A 23,998-nucleotide genomic window follows, 5' to 3' on the forward strand; every position below is an offset into this window, starting at 1 on the left:
CTACTCCTTTTTCTTCTTCAAACTCCGTATCGTCTGCCGGGCGGCGATAGCCAGCAGCGCCAGCACAACGAATACCAGGACGATCGTACGGCCGTTGCCGCGATCCATCGAAAGCGCAAATACACCTCCCATGAAGAGCACGAAACTCATCGCCAGCACCACGGCCTTCTCTTTCACCTTCCGTTTCATCGCCATATCATTTCCCCACCGGGTTCACACTCGCCCCGGCAAGCACGGTTCGGATATACAGGTGTCTCGGCATTGTCTATTTCCGTTTCAGCGCCGCTCTCAGCATCGCCCCGACATCGATCCGCTCGCGGCGGACGAGGTAGACGGCATAAGCCGCAAACAGCACTATATTAAACGCATAGGTTATCAATTTATTGCCGTCGAAGGCCGTTACTGCTTCGCAGGCCGCAAAGACCGCAAGCGCCACGGCCACATACTCGCCGATGCGCCGCCAGTCGTAGGGCGTCGGGTAAAACCGGCGGTTGAGCCACCAGCTCACACCCACCATCGCCGACTCGCTCGCCAGCCGGGCCCAGGCAGCCCCGTAGTATCCCCACAGCGGGATGAACCAGAAACCGAAGGCCATCATGGCGACGAGCCCGGCACCCGTAACGACGATCGCCAGCGAGGTTTTCTCCTCGCGTTTATACCAGAACGAGAGGTTGAGCCACACGCCTGTCAGCACGTTGGCCCCGAGCACGACCGGGAGGATGAAGATCCCTTCGCGGAAATCGCGTCCCACGATCAGCGCGAACAGGTCGCGGAACAGGGCGATGCCCAGGAAGATCAGCATCGAGGCCATGACATAGTATTTCAGCGCCGCGGCGTTCATCTGCACGAAATCGGACTTTTTGAAGTTTGAGAGGAAGAACGGCTCGGCGGCAAGGCGGTACATCTGGTAGAAAAGCATCATCACCACGGCGATCTTGGTGATAGCGCCGTAAACCCCCAGCTCCGCCATGGCCCCCTCGGGCACGAGGTATTTGATCAGCTGGCGGTCGATGAACTCGTTGGCCGTACCCGCCAGCCCACCGATGAGCAATGGCAGCGAATAGGCGAAAACGGCGGCCAGCAGGGCCCAGTTGATCTTGGGCACGGTACGATCGACGGTGGCGAGGATTACCAGCCACGTCAGGGCACTGGCGACAAGGTTGGCGACGAAGACCCACCCCACGCCAAACCCGGTGGAAAAAAGCCCGGCGAGGCCGAATGCCACGGCCAGGACGACATTGAGCACGACGCCCAACGCCTTGAGTCCGACGAACAGCAACGCCCGTCCCTGCTCGCGCAGCCGTGAGAAGGGGATGCATGACCAGACGTCGAACAGGATGATGAGCCCTACCCAGACGATGTATTCGGGGTGTGCCACATAAGCCTCGCCCATCAGGTGCGAAATCCCGTCGCGAAAAAAGGCGACGACGACAAAGAAAACGGCCGCGGCAAGCGAGGTGACGCCCCATGTCGTGGCGAAAAGCCTGCGTTTGGCGGCCTTCACATCACCGCCCGCCTCCTCGGCCTTGGCCGAAAAGCGGAAATAGCTCGACTCCATGCCCATCGTCAGCAGCGTGAGCGCCAGCGGGATCAGGGCGTAGATATCCGTGACGATACCATAGGTCTCCTGCCCGAAAATGCGGGTATAGTAAGGCGTGAGCAGATAGCTCAGGAACCTTACGGCAATGGTACTGATACCGTAGACGGCAGTCTGTTTTGCAAGTTTTTCGAGCATGGACACAGCTTATAGCTTGCAAATATACGAAATTTGCGGGGAAAAGGCTACATTCTCTTTCTTTCTTAAGAAAGAAGAGAAAACCCGAGCAGGAAAGCGTGGAACGGGGAGCGCCGGAAAACGGATGCGCGAGGAGGAAAACGGGAGGGGCGAAAAGGACAGAAAAAGCGTGCCCCCGGAAACGGAAAAGGGAACCGGAGCCGAGGGGAAAGGCCGGATACCGGGATGGAACACCAGGCACGGAACGCCGGAAGCGCTACCGCATGAAGCCGCCGGGAAAGCGGTCGCACCGATTACGGAGACAGCGCTCCGGCCGGACACCAAAAATCCCGCCCCCGACAAGGGCGGGATAAATCCGCAAATCCGCGGGGTGCGGAGATTCCGCATACGGAACGGCGTGCCGTGTCGCAAACAGCCGCAGGACACGGGCCGCGCATGGAGGACGCTCCGCATGGCGGGGGAGGGCTGTCAGCTGCAGAACGTCGATTCGGCCAGTTGCATTACAGCCACTTTTTGTATTTGAAATACCAGATGGTCAGCGCCGAGCAGAAGATCATCAGGCCGATGGCAAAGATATAGCCCAGGGGGATGTTCCAGCCGTTTCCGAGCGTCAGCGTCCAGTCTAACTCGGGCATGAATTTGAAGTTCATGCCATAGATCGACGCAATGAGCGTCGCGGGCATGAAGATCACCGCGGCCACGGAGAAAATTTTGACGATCTCGTTCTGCTCGATGTTGATAAGACCCAGCGCGGCGTCCTGGATATAGTCCAGTCGCTGGAAGCTGAAATCGGCATGGTTGATCAGCGAGTTGACGTCCTTGATCATCAGCTGCAGGCGGGGGTAGATATCGTTCGGGAAGCGCTCGGAACGCAGGATGCCCGACAACACGCGCTGGCGGTCGAAGATATTCTCGCGCAGCGACATCGTGCTCTCCTGCAGGGCGCTGATGCGGTGCAGAACGGCCTTGTCGATCGAGTCCTCGGAGTTGATGTCCTTCGAGAGCGCCGCGACCTGCTTGGCGATCAGCTCCACCAGGTCGGCGTCGAAATCGATGCGCACCTCGAGCAGCGAAATGAAAAGGTGGTAGCCCGTCGAATAGCTGCGGTAGTTCATCTGAAGGCGTTTTTCCGTTTCACGGAAGGTGCGGAACTCGGCGCTGCGCACCGAAACCAGCACACCCTCGTTGGAGATGATGAACGACACGGGTTCGACGATGAACGTATCGCCCGTCGGCACGAAGAAGTTGGAGTTGGAGATGATGGCATTCTCGTTCTCCGAATATTTCGACGTGGACTCGATCTCCTCAACCTGCTGTTTGGTCTGGAGGCTGATCTCCATAAAATTCTCGACGGCCTTCTGCTCCTTAATGGTCGGCAGGAGCATGTCAATCCACAGAATGTCGTCGTAACCCAGCTCGTCGAAGAGCTTCGTATCGGCATTCCGGATAATCTTGTTGTACTGCTTGAGGTAAATTGTAATCATAAAACGCTCTCCTTCTTAAAGTTAAAAATCCTGTTCGGCAGAGAGGCGGATCGGCTGTCCGCTAAGCTCTTCAGCCGGGATTGGCCCTCGGGGTTACCTTGATACCCGAGTCCCAGAACTTTTGCAGCGCTTTATGCTTCTGATTGTCGAAAATATAGTCGATATTCTGCGTAAGGTAGGCATACGCATCGTACGGTTTGTTGTCGAAACCATGTTCGAGAATGGCCTCGTAGGTGTGTTCGATACCGAAAGTCAGCGCATGCTGCAATCCCTCCGTGAAGTCGGGGTCGGTACCTTTGCGGGCGACCCAGACGGCGAACGCAAAAGGCAGCCGCGTAGCCTTTTTCCACTCGGCGGCCAGGTCGTACGAGTATGCGAAACGTCCTTCGTGGTCGAAGACCTTGTCGCCGATCAGCAGGAAGGCATCGCCCGGCAGGGCGTGTCCCAGCTGCGCATAATCTTCGAGCGTATAATATTCGGGGGTGACTTTCCAGTGCTTTGCAAGCAGGTAGCCGGCCAGTTGCACCGACGTGAGCGAATGGGCATCGAGGAATACGCGGCGCGCCTTTTCGATCGGCTCGTTGCTCAGGAGCACCACCGTCCGCACGGGGCCGGCGGCTCCGATGCAGTACTCGGTCACTACCTGCGCATCCGCCAGCGACGGCACGGCTGCGGCCGGCACCAGTGCGATGTCGGCTTTGTGTTCGGCGAAATTCTTTGCACACAGGGAAGGCGGAGACAACAGCAGTTCGGCACGGAGGTTACCTTCGTGCTCGATACCATAGATGAACGGTATCGTATTGAGATACGACACGGCCGCTATACGTGGAACTATGACCATCATCCATAAGGGTATAAAACTGTTGGTTCGATGTTGCAAAGGTAATCAAAATTCGGGAGTTTTTCCACAAATTTTAGAAAAAGTGCTTCCACCTCTTGACAAGGGGGTATACGCCGTCGTATATTTGCCACACAATTCACACCGCACGGTGCACAGCGCACAAGTTATCGACATCAGGACAGAACTCACTGCCAGTCGTTTACGAATTGTTATTTTCGTTTTCAACAACCTTTCAACCTGTTTATCAACAATGAATCGCACCCACCTCGAGGGTGCGGCGGAAAAGCTCACGGCACAACGGGGTTACACCTTCTACACCGGGCCGGAGGACGACATGGGCCACACCGTGCGGAATTACCCCGCGGCATGGCTGGCACCCCCGGAACTGCACGCCGTCGAAGGGCGCACTCACGGACGGGCTACCTATGACATGACGCTGCACCTGCTCCGTCCCGGAGCACGCATCTCCCCTGCGGAGCGGCGCACGGCACTGGCCGAAATGGAGGCACAGATGATCGAGATCTTCGCGGAGCTCTCGCTCTACGAACGCATCCTCGCCGTCGAAGGGCTCTCCGTCCGCCCGCGCTCTTTCTCGCTCACCCCACACGGCGAAATTTCGCAAACCGCCACCGCCCGCATCGTAACGTGGTTTTAGCACGGCGTACCGTCGCCGTCCGCACGGCCGCAACCCAGCCCGGGTTACGGGCACGCAACAGAAACGCCGGCACGCTGCAGCCGGCGACGGACACCTTCCTGCAATCCGCCGCAACAACACCCCAAACATCTATCCAAATGACATTCACACAAATTCCGCCGGAGTACGCCCCGCTCAGCGGGGAACTCCGTTACACCGTCACCACGCAGGAAACCGCCACCCTCGACCTGCGCATCGCGGATGCGGGGAACGGCACGCTGATCGGCGCCAAACGCTTCGCCGGAGTCACGTCCGCCTCGTTCGATGCCGCCCCCTACCTGCGGCGCACCGTCGCGTTCGTCCCGACGACCGGAAGCACGGGATTCCGCATGGCAGACGGGCGTACCGTGACGGCCTACATCGAGGCCCAAGCGGCACAGGCAACCGGGACGGCCCCGACCGTCCACTCCCCGCTGCGGACGTTCCTCCCCTGCCGGACAAACGTAACGGCACCCGCCCTGCTGACCTCGATGCCGCTCGTCCGCCTGATCTCGCACGGCGAGAGCGACGAACTGACGCTCTTCTCGGACGAAGCCGTCACGGTAACCGTCACGGCACAATCGGGGACGACCACGACCGCCGAAAGCTACCGCACGGCCACGGGAGGATTGCATGTTTTCCGGCTCGACACGCGCGACTTCCCCGAAGCCGAAACACTGACCGTAGACGCCGGAGCCTGCGGCTCGGTCGCCTACACGGTCATCCCCGCATTCTCCGGAGCCCGGCGGCTGGCCTGGCGCAGCAGCGCGGGAGGGATCGAACATTACACCTTCCCGATCGAAAAGTCGGAGTCCGTCGAAACAACCAGGCAACGGGCATACGGAGCCGAAGGGCATCTGGTCGCCCGAACCCGTACCGAACGGCGGACGGTGCTCGTGTCGGCCTACGAACCCCGGACGGCCCTCGAAGGGCTTTCCGAAGTCCTCTCCTCGCCCGACGTCTGGCTGGCGGGGGACGACGGCTACACGGCGGTCGACATCGTTACGGAAAAGAGCGTCCTGCACCGGCATGGCGCCGTGACCTGCCTCGAAATCGAAATCCGTCCCAAACGTAAAACCGGGATGCCATGGAACTGACGATCGACTCGAAGCCCTGCGACCTGGCCGGGGAGCCCATCACCGTCGGGGGTTACGCCGCCACGGAACTCGCGGACGTGGAAGCCGCACGGGAAGGCCGGTCGCAGGAGTTCACGCTCCCCGCGACGCCCCGTAACGAGGCGCTTCTGGGATTCGCCCGCGACCCGCATACCTCAGGGCGGTTCAATGCCTCGCTCCACAGGGCTGTGCTCTCGGCCGAAGGGTCGAAGTTACTGGCCGGGACGGTACGGCTGCTCGAAGCTTCGGGCGAGGGGTACCGGATCGAAATCCGCGAAAGCGGTGCCCGCTGGGCGAAAAATGCCGCCCTGCGGATGTTCAGCGCCCTGGGCATCGATTATCATGCGCGCCTGCTACCGTCGACCGTCTCGGCCAGCTGGACGGACGATTCGCCCGTAAAGTTTTTCCCGATCCGCCGCGACGAATACCCGCAACAGAACAGCCCGTCGGATCTGCTGCCCGCCGAAAGGATCCTCTCGGCGGACGACTACCATCCCTTCCTGCACGTGGCGACGCTCGTCGAGACGATCTTCGCAGAGGCCGGCTACCGCATCGAAAGCAATTTCACGGGCAGTCCGGAGTTCCGCTCGCTTTACATGAGCGGTGCCTACCCGTCGCGCGACACGGCGGCGCTTGCTGCGCGGATGGGCTTCTACGCCCGCAGGCTGGCTCCGGCCACCGCACAGGGCAACCACCTGGGGCGGGTGTCGGCCAACCCGAGCACAACGGCCAACAGCGTGGGCAACATCGTCGAAACGGCCACGCCGCAGACGCTCGACACCGACGGGGAGCCGATTCCCGAACTTTGCAACAACGGCAACTGCTTCGGGTTCGACAAGGGGCGCATCGTCTTCACCCCCACGACCGAAGTGAGTGCGGGCTTCGAATACTACCTGAAATACACCACCGACCACCGTATCCTGACGCGTGAGCGGCTCCGGGGATTCGACTCGGTTTACCTCGGGACGGGCGCCGACATGCCCTTCACGCTGGCGAACCGATATGAAGACCGCCGGCCGGACATCTCTCCCGGGCACCGTTACCTGGCTATCGTGTTCGACCACACCGACGGGGCGCAGTACCGCCTGGCCTACACGAAGGATGGAGTGGCAGAGGCTCTCTGGACGGAGTTTTCGGCGCGCACGGCGCAGGTCACGACCCCGGCCTCGGGCACCGTCGCCGACCCCGTGTTGCTCATCCGCAGCGGCACCCGCTGGGTACGCTATGCGGGCGACTGGGCGCTGTACGACGGATACGTCACCGAATCGGGACGGACGACCGTCGAGCTGCGGGTACGAACCGCCCCGGAACGCATCGCCCCCGCATCGCCCAAATTCTTCGACCGGATTTATTTCTACGGCGCAGAGGAGGGAATGTCGCTCACGCTCCACAAGGAGTGTTCACTCCGACCGCGGTTCTCGTCGGCACCGGGCTACGGCTCCGCAATCACTTTCGCCGACGTCGCCCGGCATCCTATCCGGCAGTCGGCACTGCTCGAAGCGCTGCAACACCTCTTCAACCTGAGGTTCCACACCGAGGAGGAGACCAAGACCGTACGCATCGAACCCGCCGACGAATTTTTCGGCAGCGGAACCACGGCCGACTGGCGCGACAGGAGCGATTTCTCGCAGCCTGTGGTGCTGGCCGACATCGCCCCCGAAATCCACGAAAGCCGCACATGGGGCTACCAGGAAGGCGACGGCGCCGTGAACCGTTTCAATGCCGGAGCCGGGAGCCCCTTCGGGGAGTGGAGCGTCCGCACCGATTCCTATGCCGCACGAGAGGGCGACCAAGTATTGCGCAACCCCCTCTTCCGGCCCACGCTCAGCGAGGCAGGGCACTATGCCAACGCCCCCTCGGCGCAGATCATGCAGGTCGGCGACCGGGATGACGTGCAGGAGGACGGCACCAACTTCACGCCCCGTATCGTGCGCTTCGCCGGGCTGCACCCGCTGCCCGCGGGCGAACGCTGGGGGTATCCGTCGGGGCTGGCGGAATACCCGCTCGCGGCATTCCACTTCACGGGGGACGCAGCGACGGAGGGCTTCACGCTCTGTTTCGAAGACCGCGACGGCATCCGCGGCCTGCACCATCGCTACGACCGCCAGGCAGCACAGGAAGCCACCTGCCAGCGCATCACCCTCTCGTTGCGGCTCGCGCCGCACGAATTCGAAAGCCTCTTCACGCCCGGCACCGGGATGCCCGACCTGCGTTCGGTATTCCGGCTCGACACCGGGGGCGAGGAAATCCGCGCCACGCTCCATGCTATAGAAAGCTACGACCCGCAGGCGGCATCGGCCAGATGCACCTTCACACGCTTGAGCGAAGGATGATGACACGGCACGAAAAACGGCTCGCCGAAGTGTTGCTCGACGCAATAGGCGGCCTAGAAGGGGAACAGGCCGTCGAACGGCTGTTCGGATTGGGACTGGTCAACCTACGGGCCTGCGAACAGCGGGCCGTACGGGCACGGATCGACCGGCTGGCAGAGGAAGGCGCACCCCGCTGCGAGGCCATGCACGTCACGGCCGACGAATTCTGCTGCTCCTACGAAAAGGTGCGCAGCTACTATTACAACACGTACAAATCCTGAAACATGAAATCGGAAATCCAAATCAAAAACAGCGCCGGCGTCTGCCGCATCGAGATCGAAGGTACCATCGGCGTACCGGAAGAGTGGCAGTTCGACCAGCCCGAAGCGCGCGTCGCAACCTACGAGAAGTTCCGCGACACGGTGCGGCGCATCGCCGGGATCGACGCCCCGCAGATCGTGGTCGACATCCGCTCGACGGGCGGCGACGTCAACGACGCACTCCTGATCCACGACGCACTATGCTCGCTCGATGCGCACATCACCACCCGCTGTTACGGTTACACGGCCTCGGCGGCGACGATCATCGCACAGGCCGCATCGCCCGGCTGCCGCGAAATCTCGGCCAACGCCCTCTACCTGATCCACACGGCCATCTGTGCCGCCGAAGGCAACGCCGCAGAGATAGCGGGAAAACTCGACCTGCTCCGCCAGACCGACACGCGCATCGCCGCGGTCTATGCCGCCCGTTCCGGCCGCCCGGCCGGGGAGTTCGAGGCGCTGATGGCCGAAAACAACGGCAACGGCCGCTGGCTGTCGCCCGAAGAGGCCGTCGCAGCAGGGCTCGCCGACACGGTGACCGACAACGGGGAGCGCACGGCACCCTCGCTGGCAGGGAATATCGCCCGCGGCTGGGAGCGGCTGCTCGCAGGCATCGGGCTCAACCGCCGCGAGGAGCTTCCCGCCGACCGCAATGTACTGCTCACCGCGGGAGAACGGCAGGAGTTGCTGCGCCGCTCGGCCACGGCCATACGGCAGGCGCAGCAGAACGCCTCGCCCACCTGCACCAAACCGCGTGAAGACCCCTCGTACGGCGATACGGTGCGGACGGCGAACCAACGCGCCTATGCCGAAGACGCCAAACGCTTCAAAGGCATCTGACATTCACACACGACATAACCCAACACCAAAAACAAATCAGCCATGAGTTTCTTAGAAAGTGCAAAACAGTACACCGGTTCCGACCTCGAAACCATCTTTTTCCGTCCGATCCTGAGCGGCGACTCCGCCCGCGAACTGGGCGTACGGGTACTCTATAACATGCCCGTACCCACGACCATCCAGCTCTGGGACGGACAGCGCAACGTCCTCCAGAAATACTCCGCCGCCGGATGGACGGGCGGCAACGCAGCGACCAAGCTGCAAAAGACCATCAGCCTGGGACGCGTGAAGGCCGAACTGGGATTTTCGGCCGCCGACTATTTCTCGCTGGTCTATGAAAAGATCGCCGCACGCGCCGACGTCAACATGGACGACCTGACGGGCACCGAACTCGAACAGGCCGAGACGGCACTCTTCAAACAGGCCGTCGCCGAAAGCATCCGCGCCACGATGTGGGTGGGCGACACCTCGGCGGCATCGGGTTACAACACCTTCGACGGGTTCCTCAAAACCGTGAAGGCCGGAGCCATGCAGGAGAAGTTCTACAACTCGATCTGCCAGGCTGAGGATTTCTCCGATCCCGGGAAGGTAGTCGCCGTCCTCGACGACCTCTGGATGAACGCCGACGAGCGTGTCAAGGACATGAAGGCCGACGGGCAGCTCGCCTTCTTCGTCACGTCCGACATCTACTACGCTTTCGAGAAATACCTCGACGGCAAGAGTGCCGATGCCGCCTACATGGCGACCACCGAAGGCCGTCCGAGCCTCGCCTACCACGGCATACCGCTCGTGGACGTGCGTCTGGGTTCCTACCTCGGCAGTACGTCGCTGCACAAGTCGTTCTGCCTGCTGACCGACCGCCGCAACCTGGTACTGGCGGTCAACACGGCCGATTTCCCCGGCAACGAAGTGCGCATGTGGTACAACCCCGACCTGATGGAAAACCGCCAGCGTGCCGTCTTCATGGCCGGGTGCGACGTGCTCGACGAGACGCTGATGACCTACGCCTACAACCCGGCATAACGATGGCAGCCTCCACACCCCGCAAACCGGCTGGGGGCGTCGCAGCCGTCACGGTCACCCCCGCAGGAAACCTCCTGCGGGCGGCGGTGGCGGCGGACGGGCGCGCCGAAGCGATTTTCCGTGACGCGACGCAGCTCACCGCCCTGCCGCTCGCCGAACAACGCTCGTCCTATGCCGAACGGCTCGACACCGACGCCGGGCCGCAGCGCGTGCGCCACACGCTCACGCTGGTCGTGGGCCGCGAGGCGTTCCGTGAGGCTTTCACCCCGGCACTCCGCCGTGCGGCCGAGACCGAAGGGCTCATAGCCCTGGTCACGATGGCCTCGGGCGAGCGGCTGCTGGCGGGATGGTCGGCACGTTTCGGCACCTCGCAACCCCTGCGCCTGGGCTCCTTCGCCATGGAGTCGGGCATCAAACCCCTCGACGGCACACCGGCCGTCCTGACGCTTGCGAGCGAGGACACAGACCCGGCCGCCGAGCTCAAAGAACAAGAAGCATGAGCAGAAAACAGAAATTCAAGCCGGCCGTAGCGGTCGCCAACCGTGCGGACGACCCATATATCACATCGGGCGCGGGGAGCGTCCAAAGCGACAAGTTCTGGCGCTGGGGTGACGACAATCTCTTTCCCAATGCCCTGGCGCTGATGGCCCGGCGTTCGGTCACGCACCGCCGCATCATCAACGACAAGGCCGACTACATCTCGGGCAAGGGGTTCTCCTGCGACGAGGGGCATGAACCCCTGCTCGCAGCCTTCATCCGACGTGTGAACGGCGACGGGGAGAGCCTGCGGCAGGTGCTCAACAAGCTAGCCTTCGACAAGGCCCTGTTCGGCAACGCCTTCCTCGAAATAGTGACCGACGCGGAACACTCGTTCCTCGCGTTCCACCACCAGGACGCTTCGCGCTGCCGTGTGGCCCGCGATTCGGCGCACATCCTCCTGCACCACGACTGGGCGGCCTTCAACGCCGCCGAGGCACGGACGCTGCCCCTCTACCCGGCCTTCGAACGGCAGGAGGACAGCACGCTGCGGGCCGTGATCCACTACAAGGACTACGAACCGATGTTCGAACACTACGGCGTACCGCCCTATATCGCCGGGTTCAACGTCTCGGCCATCGCCTACAAGACCGACAAATGGAACATCTCGCGGCTCGACAACTCGTTCCAGCTCTCGGGGGTGATGATGCTCGACAGCACCGTGGACAACGAATCCGAAGCCGAGCGCATCGTACGGCTGGCCGAACAGAAATTCGCAGGCAACCCCGGGCAGGTGATGTTCGTCATCCGCGACGGCGGCGAGGGCGACAATTCGCGCTTCATCCCCATCGCGTCGCAGAACGAAGGCGACTGGCAGGCGCTGCACGAACAGGCCGTGTCGGACATCGTCGTGGCACACTCATGGTTCCGGACGCTGAGCGGACTGAACTACGCCTCGGGATTCAGCGCCGAGCGTATCCTGCACGAGTACGAAGTGGCGCTCAACACGGTCATCCTCGGCGAGCAGGCCGAACTGACGGAGCCCGTGCGCGAGGCGATCACGTCCATCCTGGGGATAGACGCCTCGTCGTTACAGGTCATCAACCGTCCGCCGACGCGCTCCAAACCCATCTACATGAAGGTCTGGGAAGCCCGCAAGGCCGACGGGCTGGATTACGACCCCGACGACGAGCGCCAACAGGCGTTCCTGTCGGAGATCACGAAATACAACATACGAAGCATAGAATAAGGCCGGTTCTCCGGGCCTTTCGAAACTTGCCGTTCGCCGCCTCCGGCGGCACTCGAACACTCATTTCAACCACGACAATCATGAACACACTGATCACCCCTGCACAAGCCGTCGCATTGGCCTTTACGGACGGGGAGTACCTTGCGCCGGAAGCCATCGGCGAAGGCGACATCGCAGCGGCCGAACAACGCTACATCGTGCCCGTCATCGGACGGGCATTCCACGAAAAACTGCTCGCAGGCCTCCATGCCGGCTTCACGGCCGAATACCTCGCAGCCCCGGTAGCGCTCTTCACCCGCATCGCCGTACAGCCGCGGCTCGACATCCGCACCGGACAGTGCGGCACCGTAGCCCCCAAATCGGGTTCCTACCAGCCGGCGGATGCCCAGTCGCTGCGCGAACTGCAACGCAGCCTGCGCCGCCAGGCCCGCACGCTCCTGCGCCGCGCTGCGGAACACCTCGAAGCACATGCCGCGGAATTTCCCGAATACGATTCCGATAACAACATCCTCAAACGCTGCACGACCGATGGAAACCTTATACAGACTCGTTAGCGGGCTCACGGCAGGCTTCATCGCCCTGTTCGCCCCCATAGGCCCGCTGGTGGCATGTGCCATGGCATTCATCGGCATCGACTTCCTCTCGGGCGTAGCCGCCAGCCGCGCCGCGGCCCGCCGCAAAGGGCGCACCTGGTATTTCGAAAGCTGCGAGGCCTGGCGCACGGTGCTCAAACTGGGACTTACGGTCACAGCCATCGCCATGGCCTGGCTGATAGACAGCTGTATCCTCGACTTCATGCAGCTGAACGTGGCCCGGCTCTTCACGGGCTTCACCTGCGGCGTGGAGCTGTGGTCGTTCCTCGAAAATGCCGCACAGCTCTCCGATGCACCGCTGTTCCATTGGCTGCGCCGCTATGTCCGCCGCCGTATCCGAAAGGAGGCGGGCGATGAGTAGGGGGCTGCAAAACTGCAACCCGGGCAATATCCGGCAGTCGAAGGTGCGCTACAAAGGCGAAGTGCGCCCCTCACGCGACCCGGCGTTCAAACAGTTCGAGTCCCTTGCATGGGGCTACCGCGCGATATTCGTACTGCTTGACACCTACCGGATACGCTACGGGCTCGACACGATCCGGGGCATGATTTCGCGGTGGGCGCCGCCTTCGGAAAACCACACCGAAACCTACATCCGCGCCGTGGCCGACGCCGTCGGAATCCCGGACGGGCAACCGCTCGACACCCGCGACCGCACGACGATGCTACGCATGGCAGCCGCTATTTCACGCGTGGAAAACGGCGCCGCGGCCGATATGGGCGAGGTGGAACTGGGGTGGGAACTGTTCGTCCGCGACAAGCCCGCATCCGGCTGACCCGCCCGGCGGGCGACGAAAGGAAACAGTAAACGGAGGCGGGTTGCGAGGATCCGCAAAGAGCCGGCAGCCAACAAAAACCGGGACACCCACCCGAATATCGCACGAAACAATCCGAATTTACTATATTTGCAGAGATGAAAGCCGCCTCCCTGTCCGCACGACTCGACCGTATGCCGATGGTAAAAGCCGTCGCACCGTTCGCCGCGGGGATTCTCGCCGCGGACTGCTTCACACTGCCCCTGTGGTTCCTCGCAGGGGCTTTTTTGCTGTCCGGGACACTGGCGCTGTTGCTGCACTCACAGTCCGGCGCACTCGTAATGCTGCTCACGGCCGGATTCGCCGCCTCGCAGCTCCGCGACACGGCGCACACGCTGCCCCGCGGTATATACACGACTTACGAACTTACCGTCGAGGGTATCCCCTCCGACCGCGGACGCTACACTTCGGCCGAAGCGACGGCCGTAGCGTGGCGCGACCCTTCACACGGAACCTGGCACGCCTCGGGTGACCGTATAATGCTCTATGCCGACAGCCTTACGGCCCTCTACCCCGGCGAGAGAATCCGCTGCCGGGGTTCGGTGCGGCCGTTTCGCGGCGGAGCGGAAAGTTACCGCCGGCTGATGGCACGCCGGGGGTTCGCCGGAACGTTGTGGCTGTCGGAGCGCACCCTCATCGAGCGCCTGCCCGGACGGAGCAGCGCCCTGCACCTGCACGCCGTCGAGCGGATGCAACGGATCGGGATGCGGGGCGACGCGGGTGCCGTCTGCCGCGCCATGGTCACGGGCGACCGGAGCGGCATCACGCAGGAGTTGCGCACGGCCTATTCGCGCAGCGGGCTGTCGCACCTGCTGGCCGTCTCGGGACTGCACACGGGGATCGTCTTCGCGCTGATCAACCTCATGCTGTGGTGGCTGCCGCTGCTGCACCGCGGGCACTTGGTGCGCAACCTGCTCGCAACGGTCTGCATCTGGCTGTTCGTCGCGGCGGCCGGATTCCCGCCCAGCGCCGTGCGGGCGGCCGTGATGTGCACGATGCTCCAGTTCGCCCTGGCCTCGGCTTCGGAGTACGTCGCACTCAACGCACTGGCGGCCGCCGGCTTCGGGATGCTGCTGTGGAACCCCGCCTGGCTGGGCGACATCAGTTTCCAGCTCTCGTTCATCGCCGTCGCGGCCATCCTCGTCTGGGGCGTGCCGCTCTGCCGACTGCTCCATACCCGCCGGCGGGCGCTCAACCTGCTCACGGACGCCCTCGTCATCAGCCTCGTGGCGGGCATCGCCACGGCACCCCTCGTATCGCACACCTTCGGCACAGTCCCGCTGGCGGGGCTGCTCGTCAATCCCGTGGCGATCCTCGCGGGAAGCATCGTCGTGCTGGGCGGCACCGTCTGGATGATCCTTCCCGTAAACTGGCTCGCCCCGGCCTTCGACGCCGTGCTTTCGGGCACGGCCGGCCTACTCAACACGCTGGCCCGAGCTGCCGCGGCGCTCCCGGGCGGATATGCCGAATACACCCTCGGCAGCGGGGCGACGGCAGGCATCTACCTGTTTTTTCTGCTCGCCACCCTGGCGGCATGGTCTTTCGAGCCGAAAAAAAGCGTACATTTGCCGGCATGATAACCCCCGGGGAATATACGCTGCTGCTGACGGACGAAGTGCAGCGGGCCATCGCCGCCAACCGCGGCCGCGACCCGCTGGAGGTGGCCTTAGACCGCAACATACCCCACGCCCGGCTGGTCGCCACGCAAGTCAAGTACCTCGCGCGGGCGGAGGCGAAACTCCCCTCATACGCCTCCGCACAATGCATCCTGCCGCCGCTGGCGTTTGAACAGGCTTCGAGCGAAGCCTGCTCCGCCCACAAGCGGATCGCGGGCGGAGCCGTCCTCGACCTCACCTGCGGACTGGGCGCCGACGCCTTTTTCCTGGCGCGCCGTTTCCGCCGCGTAGTGGCACTCGAACGCGACCAGACGCTCGCCCGCATCGCCGCGGAGAACTTCCGGCGGCTCGGCGCCGCGAACATCGAGGTCGTCAATACCTCCGCCGAAACATACCTCGCACAGCCCGGACTGCATTTCGACTGGGTCTATGCCGACCCCGACCGCCGTTCGGGCGACGGACGCAAAATGGTACGGCTCGAGGATTGTTCGCCCGACATACTCTCCCTAATGCCGCTCATCAGCAGGGCTTCGGGACGACTGTGCGTCAAAAACTCCCCGCTGTTCGACATCGGCGAGGCACTGCGGCTCTTCCCCGGAGCCCGCGTGGAGGCCGTATCGCTGGGCGACGAATGCAAGGAGGTCGTCATCTACGCCGACGGCACGGGCCCCGGCATTACCGCGACCGCCCTCGGACGCGGCTCGTTCACGGCAACGCCCGCCCAAGCCGGCGCAACCCCGCCCCCGGGTGCGTTCGAACCGGATCGTTACCGGTGGCTCGTGGTACCCGACGTGGCGTTGCAGAAAGCGCGGCTGGCACGGCTGCACCTGCGCGGCAAAGCCGACATATGGAGCGAAAACGGGTACGGTTTCGCCGCGGAGCGGCCAGAGGGGATAATTGGCAAAGTATTCGCAATCGAACGTATCGAGCCCTACGACCCCCGGCGGCTGAAACGCGCGTTCAAAGGCCGCGGCGCGGAGTTGATGAAACGGGATTTCCCGTTCGCCGCAGAAGAGCTGGCACGGCGGCTGGGCGTACATGCCGGCAACGACGTTCGGCTGGCCTTCACGAAAATCGGGAGCGGTTTTTGGGTTGTACGGCTGGAATAGCTATATTTGCACGACTGGGACAGCGTCCGCCCCGACGGCACACGGGCCTCGGCACGGCGCCTCCGGGTTACGGGAACGGAAACGGCTTATGAAAATCAGCGAAATATTCACCTATTTTACGGACACGATCTTCCGGCGCGACATCCGCGAATGGCGCAACCCGGTGATCCGCTGGCTCGTGCAGCAATACCGGCTGCTGTTCTACACGGCGCGGGGCCTGCTCGAACACGGCACCATCGTCCGCAGCGCGGCACTCACGTTCTACACGCTGATGTCACTGGTACCGATCGTCGCGGTGGTCTTCGCCGTCGTCAAGGGCTTCGGGCTGGCCGACGGGCTGGTGGAAAACCTCTACGCCCTCTTCCCGCAGAACCCCGAGATCGTAGACTACATCGTCACGTTCGCCGAAAAGGCGCTTGCCCGTACGCAGGGCGGCGTGGTGGCCGCCGTGGCGCTGGTCATGCTCTTCTGGGCGGTGATCCGGGTCTTCGGCTCGATCGAAAGCGCCTTCAACAACATCTGGGAGGTCAAGGTCGAACGCAGCCTCACCCGCCAGTATACCGACTACATCGCCGTGGTGATGATCGTCCCTGTGTTGTGGATCGTCGCCAATGCCGTCGGCAGCTACGCCCAGCAGATGCTGGGCTTCGACGGCAGTTGGTATTTCACCCTGCTCTCGCACCTGGCTTCAATGGTCATCATCTGGATCATGTTCACCATCCTGTATATCATCATCCCCAATACGAAGGTCAAATTCAGGAGCGCCCTGATGGCGGGCATCGTCGCCGGCACGCTTTTCCTGCTTTTCCAGTGGGGTTATCTCTACATCCAGCGGTGGATGACCTCCTACAACGCCATCTACGGCAGTTTCGCAGCGCTGCCGCTGTTGCTCATCTGGCTCCAGACCTCGTGGCAGATCCTGCTGTTCGGCGGCGAATTGTCGTTCGCCTACCAGAACATCGCCCGTTTCGGCGAAGAGCGCGAATCGCTGCTCATCAGCTACGACCAGCGGCGCAAGATCCTGCTGGCCGTGATGCTCACGGTCGTGCGGCGCTTCCGCGGCCAGGGCGGCGCCACCCCGGCCGACGAGATCCGGGCACAACTGGATCTGCCCACGCGCATCGTCAACGACATCCTTTACCAGCTCGTACAGGCCGGACAACTGATCGCCGTGCCCTCGGGCGACGGCGAGCGCGAAGTGGCCTTCGCCCCGGCGCACGACCCCCAGTCGATGACCGTTTACGGCATACTCGAAGCGGTCGAAAAATCAGGGCAAACGACCGTCGACCTGACCCAGAGCGCCGAACTGACCCGCATCGATCAGGAACTGGAAGCGCTCAAAGAGACCGCCCGCAAATCGCAGGACAACGTCCGGCTGGTGGATTTACTGTAAAACGATATGGAGAGACCTTTGGAACGCGTAGTGATCGTCGGCAGCGGAAACCTTGCCGAAGCATTGGCACAGGCCGTCGCCCGAAGCGGCCTGCAACTGGTACAGTTGTTCGCCCGCAACGCCGCACGGGGGGAGGCTGTCGCCGCACTCGCCGGAACGCAGTGGACGGCAGACCCGGCACGGCTGGCCGACGCGGACATATACCTGATCTCGGTGAGCGACAAGGCCGTCGGGGAGGTAGCCACGGCGCTGCCCCTGCCAGCAGGAGCCGTCGTCGCCCACACCGCGGGGAGCGTGCCGCTCGATGCGCTTCCCGCCCATGCACGCCGCGCAGTCTTCTATCCGCTGCAAACCTTCACCAAAGGGCGCAGCGTGGATTTTTCGCAAATCCCCCTCTTCCTCGAAACCGACGACTCCCCCCTGCGTCCCGCACTCGAAGCCTTCGCCCGCCGTCTTTCGCACACGGTGGTGTGGGCCGACTCGGCCTGCCGCGCCAAGGTGCACCTCGCGGCGGTTTTCGCCTGCAACTTCGTCAACCACATGTACGCCGTCGGCGAAGGCATCGTCCGCAGCGCGGGCCTGCCCTTCGACGTTCTCAAACCGCTCCTGGCCGAGACCGCCGCCAAGGCACTCGACGCCGCCTCCCCGGCCGACGTGCAGACAGGCCCCGCCGTGCGCAACGACCTGCCCACGATGGCACGCCACCGTGCACTGCTCGCCGCCGCCCCCCGACTCGAAAACATCTACTCGATAATAAGTAACAACATATGGGAAATTTCAAAGAAGATATAGCCCGCACCGAGGCGTTTATCTTCGACGTGGACGGCGTGATGACCGACGGCGGCATCATCCCCACGCTCGACGGCGATTTCATCCGCCGCTACAATGCCAAGGACGGCTATGCGCTGGGCTACGCCGTCAAGATGGGCTACAAGGTCTGCATCATCACCGGCGGACGCGGCAAGACGCTCGAAAACCGCCTGCGGATGCTGGGTATCAACCGCTACTACACCGACTGCATGGACAAAATCACGGCCATGCGGGAATATTTCGCCGACGAGGGCATCGACCCCGCGCACGCGATCTACATGGGCGACGACATCCCCGATCTGGAGTGCATGCGCGAGGTGGGCATCCCGGTCTGCCCGGCCGACGCCGCGGCCGAAGTGATCGAGGCTTCGCGTTACGTCTCGGAGTTCCGGGGCGGCGAAGGGGCCGTGCGCGACATCGTCGAACAAGTGCTCCGCGCCCGCGGCGACTGGGCGAAAAACTCCGAGGGCGTCACCCCGTCGTCGCTGGCGGCGTCGCGGTAAACCCGCCACGAAAAGGCCACGAAAAAGCCGGGCTTCGCAGGAAGCCCGGCTTTTCCATATACTGCCTAAAGGCACCTATTGCATCCATTCCACGTCCGTCGCGTCGCGGAACAGAATGTTGAGCGGTCGCGCCATGCTCTCGGAATTCGCGGCGAAGATGAACCGCACTTTATCGAGGGGCACCGTCAGGAACACCGTCGAGGGGTAGCCGCCGATCATGTCCACGCGGTCGATCAGCGCCCACACGAATATCTCGAACGGCATTTGGCCGGGCAGCAGCGTTAACCCCGGGAACTCGGTCTCGTAACCAGCCGACGAGGTATCGGCGGGGTGGGGCTTGAAGAAGATGTCATACCCCTTGCCGTACTGCTCCACGATCCGTGCGACATAGTCGCGCTGTTGCCGTGCGCTCTCCTCGCTCCCGTGGCTGGTACCGATGATGACCAGGTTCTTTTTCGGGGAAGCGTCGAACAGGGCCGCGAATTCGTCGTAATCGAATCCCGCCATGTCGTAGAACCGCTTACGGGCGGACTCGAGCAACGCCGAAAGCATCTCGTAAGGCTGGATGCTTTCGATCTCCATCTCCCCGAGCTTTTCGGTGATGAACGGACAGGAACTTTCCAGCAGCGAACCGTCCTGCACCACCAGCCGGTAGTCGGGACGGGTAGAAAGGTAATAGGGCCACGTATAGCTTTCGAACTCGGGCAGCGAACGGGTCTCGGGATAACGTCCGCCGTGGTTCCAGTCGAGTGCCTCTACCTCGGCGGCATAGGTATCCCAGTTCTGTTCGGCCGTCGCCGCGTCGCCGAAGTAGTTGTAGAAATTGTTATAAGTTCCCGTACCGTCGGAAAGCATACTCACCTTGACCCGTGCCGAGTCGATCCCCTGCGCCACGAACCAGTCGTAACCGATCCGGCAGCGGAGGTCGTCCACATAGAGGCCGAAGACGGCCGTCGGGTCGGCGCTGTTGATCTCCAGGATACGGCGCTTCATTTCGCGCGCCATTGCTTCCATTTCGGCCTGCGTGGCATCGGCCGTTCGGTCTGCGGCGGTCGTAACCTCGGCACGCCCCGGGAACTCCGCCGGGTCGAACGTCCTGGAGCGCGAATAGAATACGTAGCTGGGCTTGTCGTGCGAGAGCAGGTGAATGCCCGCATACAGGGTAGGCATCGTCCCGAACGTCACGTAGAAATAATAATCGGGGGAGTCATAGCCGGCCGACAGGGCTCCCTGCGACAGGCGGAAGGGTACGATCGCATCCCCGCATGCAAAGGCGAGCTGGGCGCTGCGTGCGGCACCCGGATTCTCGTCGAGGCTCAGTTCGACCTCGGAATATCCCGCAGGGCCCTCGGTCGCGGAAAGCGTGAACCACGTGTCTCCCGAGCCTTCGTCACACGCCACGGGGCGGGAGCCAGCACGGAAATCTTGCCTGCGCGGGCCAGTCCGTCGAGCGACAGGAAATGTTCCCCGCCGTTGATTACGATCAGGTTCTGCGATGCTTCGTCATCACTGCACGCCGCGGTGCCCGAAAACAGCGCCAGGCAAAGGAAGAGCCGGAATAATTTTTTCATAAGGCGAATTGTTTTATGATACTGTCTATATAAACGCCGCGAATCCCGTTTTACTGCGTTCCCGCGGAAAATAACAGTAAAATTTAAGCCGCACGGGTTGTCTCCGTGCGGCTTTGTCATTGAAAACGAGGAGTTAGCCGTTTCTTTTCTTCTTGATCCGGTCGAAATGCCCGCGGATGTGCTCGCGGAATAACTCCCGCCGGTATTTCAGATCGGCCTGCCAACCCAGCCAGCGGGTATAGCGCTCGCGCTTTTCAGGATAAATATCGCGTATGGTCACCAGGATGCCCGTCTCCTCCACGCCGCCGAAATCGGGGTTCGACACCGTATCGAAGACCCGCATCGTGGGCGAAAGGTTCATATAGGCATTTATCAGCGGCGGTATATTCTCGTTGAACTCGCGGATCTTCTGGATCAGTATCCGGTAGTTCTCCTGATAGGTACGCCCCGTGAAAAGCTGTTCGTAATAGGGGTCGTCGAGGTCGAGCTTCAACGGATGGATACCCTCCACGAGGTTCTCGCGGTCGGGGAAATAGCGGCGCAGGAACCAGATCAGCGCATTGCGCGCCACGGCCTTGTAGGTCGTATACATCGTCACCTTGCCGAAAAGGTATTTCGCATTCGGATCCAGCACGATCAGCGCCCCGAGGCCGTCCCAAAGGTTATCCAGCGCATAGATGCTCTTGGCGTTGCCGCGCGCCTGGTAGGAGGGCTGCACGAACGAGCGTCCCAGCTCGATGGTGCGGGGCAGGTACTTGCGACGAAACTTGTCGCTGAAACGGAAATAGTGTTCGGTCGAGAGGTGGCGGGGATATTCGTCCGTACAGATGATGAAACGGTAGCCTCCAACGATCTCCCCGGCCGCCGGATCCCAGACGATCAGCTGGTAATACCCGTCCTCGGCCAGGTCTTCGGCGTCGATATCCACCTCCCGGCCTGTACCGCCGCCGGCGCCGCGGAACGCGATCTCGCGCAGCCGTCCGATTTCACGCATCAGCGCCGGGCACTCCGACGCCGGGAAGATATAGATCTCGTTCCCGGCCTTCTTCGTGTCGCGCGCTTTGCGCTCGGGCGTAAGCTCGGCGCGGAGCAATTCCCGGTCGACGGGAGGTATGATAGGTTCCATTTCTCGTGCTTGCATAACTTAGGACAAAAATACCGATTTACCCGTTATTTTCCGCCGGGAGGAGCATATTTTCCAAAAAATACGCTTTTTTGCGTACGAACTCCGCCTGGTCGCGGAGGCCGCCGTAGCGTTGCAGTTCGGCGACGGGGATGGGGTCGCCCACGAGGATGCGGAAATGCTTGCCCTTCTGCGAAAACATCTCGTCGGACAACCACAGCATCTCGATATTGAATTTCACGCCCAGCATCCGGCGGATACGGTCGACGCGGTAAAAGAAGTTCGACAACCGCCCCTCGACGAACACCGGCACGATCTGGCGTTGCGAGGCATAGGCTTTCTTCAGGAAATTGGTCTTCCACGGCAGGTCGGTCACCTCGCCCCCGATGCAGCGCGAACACAGCCCGGCGGGGAAGGTGAGGATGGGCAGCTCACCGAAGAACTCCTCGTCGAACTTGCGGGCGTAAAGGCTGTTCTGCGAACCGTGCTTGTTGACCGGGATCCACAGCGGGCGGAGGGGTTCGAGGTGCATCAGCAGGTCGTTGACCACCACGCGCGCATCGCCGAAGCGGTCGATCAGCTTGTCGGCCAGCATCATGCCGTCCATCCCCCCGAACGGGTGGTTCGATGCGAAAAGGTAACGGCCTTTGGGATCGAGTTTTTCGAGCCCTTCGACCGAATAGGTCACCTGCCATTCGCGGAAACAGGCACGGATGAACTCCTGCGGCGGCAGGTTCCAGTAATGCTCGAGGATGTAATTGATTTCCGGCTCATGGATCGTACGGCGGAGCCAGCGGAGGACGAACCCGGGAACCCAGCGGGCCAACCGCGGGGCTTTCTCGGCGAGTACCGCTCCGATATCTATTCTGGGCATAGGGACGTTCAAAAAATTATATCCGCAAATATAGGTATTGTTTTTCGAAAAATCCCTAACTTTACACCCAAATCGACCTCATCGGCAACGAATATGTCTCAGTACCATACACCTGTCCTTCTGGAAGAGTCCGTCGGCCTGCTCGGCATCGACCCCGCAGGCACCTACGTCGACCTCACTTTCGGCGGGGGCGGCCACTCGCGCCGTATCCTCGAAGAGTTGGGGCCCGAAGGGCGGCTCTATGCCTTCGACCAGGATCGCGATACGCTCGCGAACGCCCCCGATGACGCCCGGTTCCGCTATGTCGAGAGCAATTTCCGTTTCCTGCGCGGAGCCCTCAGGCTGCGCGGGGTGACCGAGACGGACGGCATACTGGCCGACCTGGGAGTCTCGTCGCACCATTTCGACGCCGTGGAACGGGGTTTTTCGTTCCGGGGCGAGGCGCCGCTGGACATGCGCATGAACCAGCGGGGCGGGCTGACGGCGGCGAAGGTCGTCAACAGCTACCCGGCCCAGACGCTCACGCAGCTGCTGGGGGACTGGGGCGAACTGGACACCCCGTGGAAGGTCGCCAACTGCATCGTCCGGGCGCGGGAAACGGCGCCGATTCAAACCACGGCGCAGCTGGTCGAGGCCGTCCGTCCCTGCACGCCGAAGAAAGACGAGTCGAAATTCCTGACCAAGCTCTTCCAGGCGCTCCGCATCGAGGTCAACGGCGAGATGGAGGCGCTCAAGATGGCGCTCGAACAGAGCCTCAGGGTATTGCGCCCGGGCGGCCGGCTGGTCGTCATCTCCTACCACTCGCTCGAAGACCGGCTGGTAAAGAATTTCCTGCGCAGCGGCAATTTCGCGGGCGAGGTGGAAAAGGATTTCTACGGCCGCGCCCTCACGCCGTTCGAAATCCTCACGCGCAAGGCGGTCGTCCCCTCGGACGAAGAACTGGAACGCAACCCCCGGTCGCGCTCGGCGAAGCTGCGCGCCGCCGTAAAACGATGACCCGGCCATGTATCCCGACCACGAATTCGACCCCATAACCCCCGAAGAGGAGGCGCAGCGCGCACAGGAAGCGGAATTCGCCCGCCGCGTGCGGCGCGAGGTACTGCGCATCGAACGGGGCGAGGCCGAGGAGGAGATCCGCGCCGACCTGGAGCGCGAGGCAGAAGAGAAGGCCGAAGCCGAGGAGCGCGAACGCAGGGAGCGCCGCCGCAAGGCCAGTACCTTCTGGCAGCTTTTTTCGGGCACGATCCTCGTACGCGAAGGCGTATCGAAATATTACCCCTACATGCTCTCGATCGCGGGCATGTTCTTCCTGAGCATCGCCGTCATGTTCACGGCGCTGCACCTCGACATGAAATACACGCGCCTCGAACGCGAAGTCCAGATCCTGCGCGAACGGTCGATCCGCCTGCAGGAGCAGCGTTACAGCCGTACGACCCACTCGGCCATCGTCGAGCGGCTGCGCGAACGCGGCATCGACCTGAGCGACCCCTCCGCCCCGGGCGAAATCATCGAAAACTAAACGGCG

The 23,998-nt window shown here is 62.4% G+C and carries 26 protein-coding genes; 18 read left to right on the forward strand and 8 right to left on the reverse strand.

Annotation, left to right across the window (positions count from 1 at the left end):
• The 4 genes from B3C38_RS08165 to B3C38_RS08180 form a co-directional block, all read right to left on the reverse strand.
• Positions 1–195, reverse strand: coding sequence for a hypothetical protein (locus B3C38_RS08165; RefSeq protein ID WP_276790794.1), 195 nt, complete (start codon positions 193–195; stop codon positions 1–3).
• Between the two features lie 70 nt (positions 196–265).
• Positions 266–1,735 (reverse strand): lipopolysaccharide biosynthesis protein, encoded by a 1,470-nt coding sequence (locus tag B3C38_RS08170; RefSeq protein ID WP_286726620.1) that lies wholly within the window; start codon positions 1,733–1,735, stop codon positions 266–268.
• A 500-nt stretch (positions 1,736–2,235) separates the two neighbouring features.
• Entirely contained in the window at positions 2,236–3,219 is a 984-nt protein-coding gene (locus tag B3C38_RS08175) for a CorA family divalent cation transporter (protein WP_018695508.1), read from the reverse strand.
• A 70-nt stretch (positions 3,220–3,289) separates the two neighbouring features.
• Positions 3,290–4,063, reverse strand: coding sequence for a menaquinone biosynthetic enzyme MqnA/MqnD family protein (locus tag B3C38_RS08180; RefSeq protein ID WP_130064385.1), 774 nt, complete (start codon positions 4,061–4,063; stop codon positions 3,290–3,292).
• A 247-nt stretch (positions 4,064–4,310) separates the two neighbouring features.
• Between B3C38_RS08180 and B3C38_RS08185 the strand changes: the two genes are divergently transcribed.
• The 16 genes from B3C38_RS08185 (at position 4,311) to B3C38_RS08260 (ending at position 18,905) form a co-directional block, all read left to right on the forward strand.
• Positions 4,311–4,715 carry a hypothetical protein gene (locus B3C38_RS08185; RefSeq protein ID WP_286726625.1) on the forward strand — a complete coding sequence of 135 codons (405 nt, stop codon included), beginning with the start codon at positions 4,311–4,313 and terminating at the stop codon, positions 4,713–4,715.
• 137 nt (positions 4,716–4,852) lie between these two features.
• The gene (locus B3C38_RS08190) at positions 4,853–5,830 is read left to right on the forward strand and encodes a hypothetical protein (RefSeq protein WP_286726626.1); all 978 of its coding nucleotides are present in this window, start codon (positions 4,853–4,855) and stop codon (positions 5,828–5,830) included.
• Positions 5,821–8,181 (forward strand): hypothetical protein, encoded by a 2,361-nt coding sequence (locus B3C38_RS08195; protein WP_286726628.1) that lies wholly within the window; start codon positions 5,821–5,823, stop codon positions 8,179–8,181. The genes B3C38_RS08190 and B3C38_RS08195 overlap by 10 nt, the downstream gene beginning before the upstream one ends.
• Positions 8,178–8,441: a hypothetical protein gene (locus tag B3C38_RS08200; protein WP_276656384.1), complete on the forward strand. Its 264-nt coding sequence runs from the start codon at positions 8,178–8,180 to the stop codon at positions 8,439–8,441. The genes B3C38_RS08195 and B3C38_RS08200 overlap by 4 nt, the downstream gene beginning before the upstream one ends.
• Positions 8,442–8,444: 3 nt before the next feature.
• Positions 8,445–9,320 carry a Clp protease ClpP gene (locus tag B3C38_RS08205; RefSeq protein WP_286726629.1) on the forward strand — a complete coding sequence of 292 codons (876 nt, stop codon included), beginning with the start codon at positions 8,445–8,447 and terminating at the stop codon, positions 9,318–9,320.
• Between the two features lie 42 nt (positions 9,321–9,362).
• Positions 9,363–10,343 (forward strand): hypothetical protein, encoded by a 981-nt coding sequence (locus B3C38_RS08210; protein WP_149873509.1) that lies wholly within the window; start codon positions 9,363–9,365, stop codon positions 10,341–10,343.
• 2 nt (positions 10,344–10,345) lie between these two features.
• The gene (locus B3C38_RS08215) at positions 10,346–10,843 is read left to right on the forward strand and encodes a hypothetical protein (RefSeq protein WP_286726634.1); all 498 of its coding nucleotides are present in this window, start codon (positions 10,346–10,348) and stop codon (positions 10,841–10,843) included.
• Positions 10,840–12,069, forward strand: coding sequence for a phage portal protein (locus tag B3C38_RS08220; RefSeq protein ID WP_286726636.1), 1,230 nt, complete (start codon positions 10,840–10,842; stop codon positions 12,067–12,069). The genes B3C38_RS08215 and B3C38_RS08220 overlap by 4 nt, the downstream gene beginning before the upstream one ends.
• A gap of 80 nt (positions 12,070–12,149) precedes the next feature.
• Positions 12,150–12,623: a hypothetical protein gene (locus B3C38_RS08225; RefSeq protein ID WP_022332776.1), complete on the forward strand. Its 474-nt coding sequence runs from the start codon at positions 12,150–12,152 to the stop codon at positions 12,621–12,623.
• On the forward strand, positions 12,598–13,023 hold the full coding sequence (locus tag B3C38_RS08230; protein WP_286726638.1) for a phage holin family protein: 426 nt from the start codon (positions 12,598–12,600) through the stop codon (positions 13,021–13,023). Before B3C38_RS08225 ends, B3C38_RS08230 begins: the two co-directional genes overlap by 26 nt.
• Positions 13,016–13,435 (forward strand): structural protein P5, encoded by a 420-nt coding sequence (locus B3C38_RS08235; RefSeq protein WP_286726640.1) that lies wholly within the window; start codon positions 13,016–13,018, stop codon positions 13,433–13,435. The genes B3C38_RS08230 and B3C38_RS08235 overlap by 8 nt, the downstream gene beginning before the upstream one ends.
• 137 nt (positions 13,436–13,572) lie before the next feature.
• Positions 13,573–15,051: a ComEC/Rec2 family competence protein gene (locus tag B3C38_RS08240; protein ID WP_286726642.1), complete on the forward strand. Its 1,479-nt coding sequence runs from the start codon at positions 13,573–13,575 to the stop codon at positions 15,049–15,051.
• Complete coding sequence (locus B3C38_RS08245) at positions 15,048–16,199, forward strand: THUMP-like domain-containing protein (RefSeq protein WP_022332772.1); 1,152 nt, start codon at positions 15,048–15,050, stop codon at positions 16,197–16,199. The genes B3C38_RS08240 and B3C38_RS08245 overlap by 4 nt, the downstream gene beginning before the upstream one ends.
• 88 nt (positions 16,200–16,287) lie before the next feature.
• Positions 16,288–17,592: a YihY/virulence factor BrkB family protein gene (locus B3C38_RS08250; RefSeq protein ID WP_117507230.1), complete on the forward strand. Its 1,305-nt coding sequence runs from the start codon at positions 16,288–16,290 to the stop codon at positions 17,590–17,592.
• A gap of 18 nt (positions 17,593–17,610) precedes the next feature.
• Positions 17,611–18,384 (forward strand): Rossmann-like and DUF2520 domain-containing protein, encoded by a 774-nt coding sequence (locus B3C38_RS08255; protein WP_130064534.1) that lies wholly within the window; start codon positions 17,611–17,613, stop codon positions 18,382–18,384.
• Complete coding sequence (locus B3C38_RS08260; protein ID WP_018695525.1) at positions 18,360–18,905, forward strand: KdsC family phosphatase; 546 nt, start codon at positions 18,360–18,362, stop codon at positions 18,903–18,905. Before B3C38_RS08255 ends, B3C38_RS08260 begins: the two co-directional genes overlap by 25 nt.
• 75 nt (positions 18,906–18,980) lie before the next feature.
• Here the strand turns inward: B3C38_RS08260 and B3C38_RS08265 are convergent, their stop codons facing one another.
• The 4 genes from B3C38_RS08265 to B3C38_RS08280 all read right to left on the reverse strand — a co-directional run bounded on the left by B3C38_RS08265 (position 18,981) and on the right by B3C38_RS08280 (position 22,473).
• Complete coding sequence (locus tag B3C38_RS08265) at positions 18,981–20,306, reverse strand: BACON domain-containing protein (RefSeq protein WP_286726644.1); 1,326 nt, start codon at positions 20,304–20,306, stop codon at positions 18,981–18,983.
• Positions 20,222–20,476, reverse strand: coding sequence for a hypothetical protein (locus B3C38_RS08270; RefSeq protein ID WP_286726646.1), 255 nt, complete (start codon positions 20,474–20,476; stop codon positions 20,222–20,224). Before B3C38_RS08270 ends, B3C38_RS08265 begins: the two co-directional genes overlap by 85 nt.
• Positions 20,477–20,609: 133 nt before the next feature.
• On the reverse strand, positions 20,610–21,617 hold the full coding sequence (locus tag B3C38_RS08275) for a GNAT family N-acetyltransferase (RefSeq protein WP_055212017.1): 1,008 nt from the start codon (positions 21,615–21,617) through the stop codon (positions 20,610–20,612).
• Between the two features lie 22 nt (positions 21,618–21,639).
• On the reverse strand, positions 21,640–22,473 hold the full coding sequence (locus tag B3C38_RS08280; RefSeq protein WP_026318304.1) for an acyltransferase: 834 nt from the start codon (positions 22,471–22,473) through the stop codon (positions 21,640–21,642).
• A gap of 93 nt (positions 22,474–22,566) precedes the next feature.
• On the opposite strand from B3C38_RS08280, the gene rsmH reads away from it, so the two are divergent.
• A complete protein-coding gene (gene rsmH / locus B3C38_RS08285; protein WP_018695529.1) occupies positions 22,567–23,469 on the forward strand; it encodes a 16S rRNA (cytosine(1402)-N(4))-methyltransferase RsmH in 903 nt (300 codons plus the stop codon).
• Positions 23,470–23,476: 7 nt separating this feature from the next.
• Complete coding sequence (locus B3C38_RS08290; RefSeq protein ID WP_286726650.1) at positions 23,477–23,992, forward strand: FtsL-like putative cell division protein; 516 nt, start codon at positions 23,477–23,479, stop codon at positions 23,990–23,992.
• Positions 23,993–23,998 lie beyond the last annotated feature (6 nt).

Origin of the sequence: Alistipes sp. UBA1686 (assembly GCF_002320215.1) — a bacterium.
In the GTDB taxonomy this organism is placed as follows: Bacteria; Bacteroidota; Bacteroidia; order Bacteroidales; family Rikenellaceae; genus Alistipes; species Alistipes onderdonkii.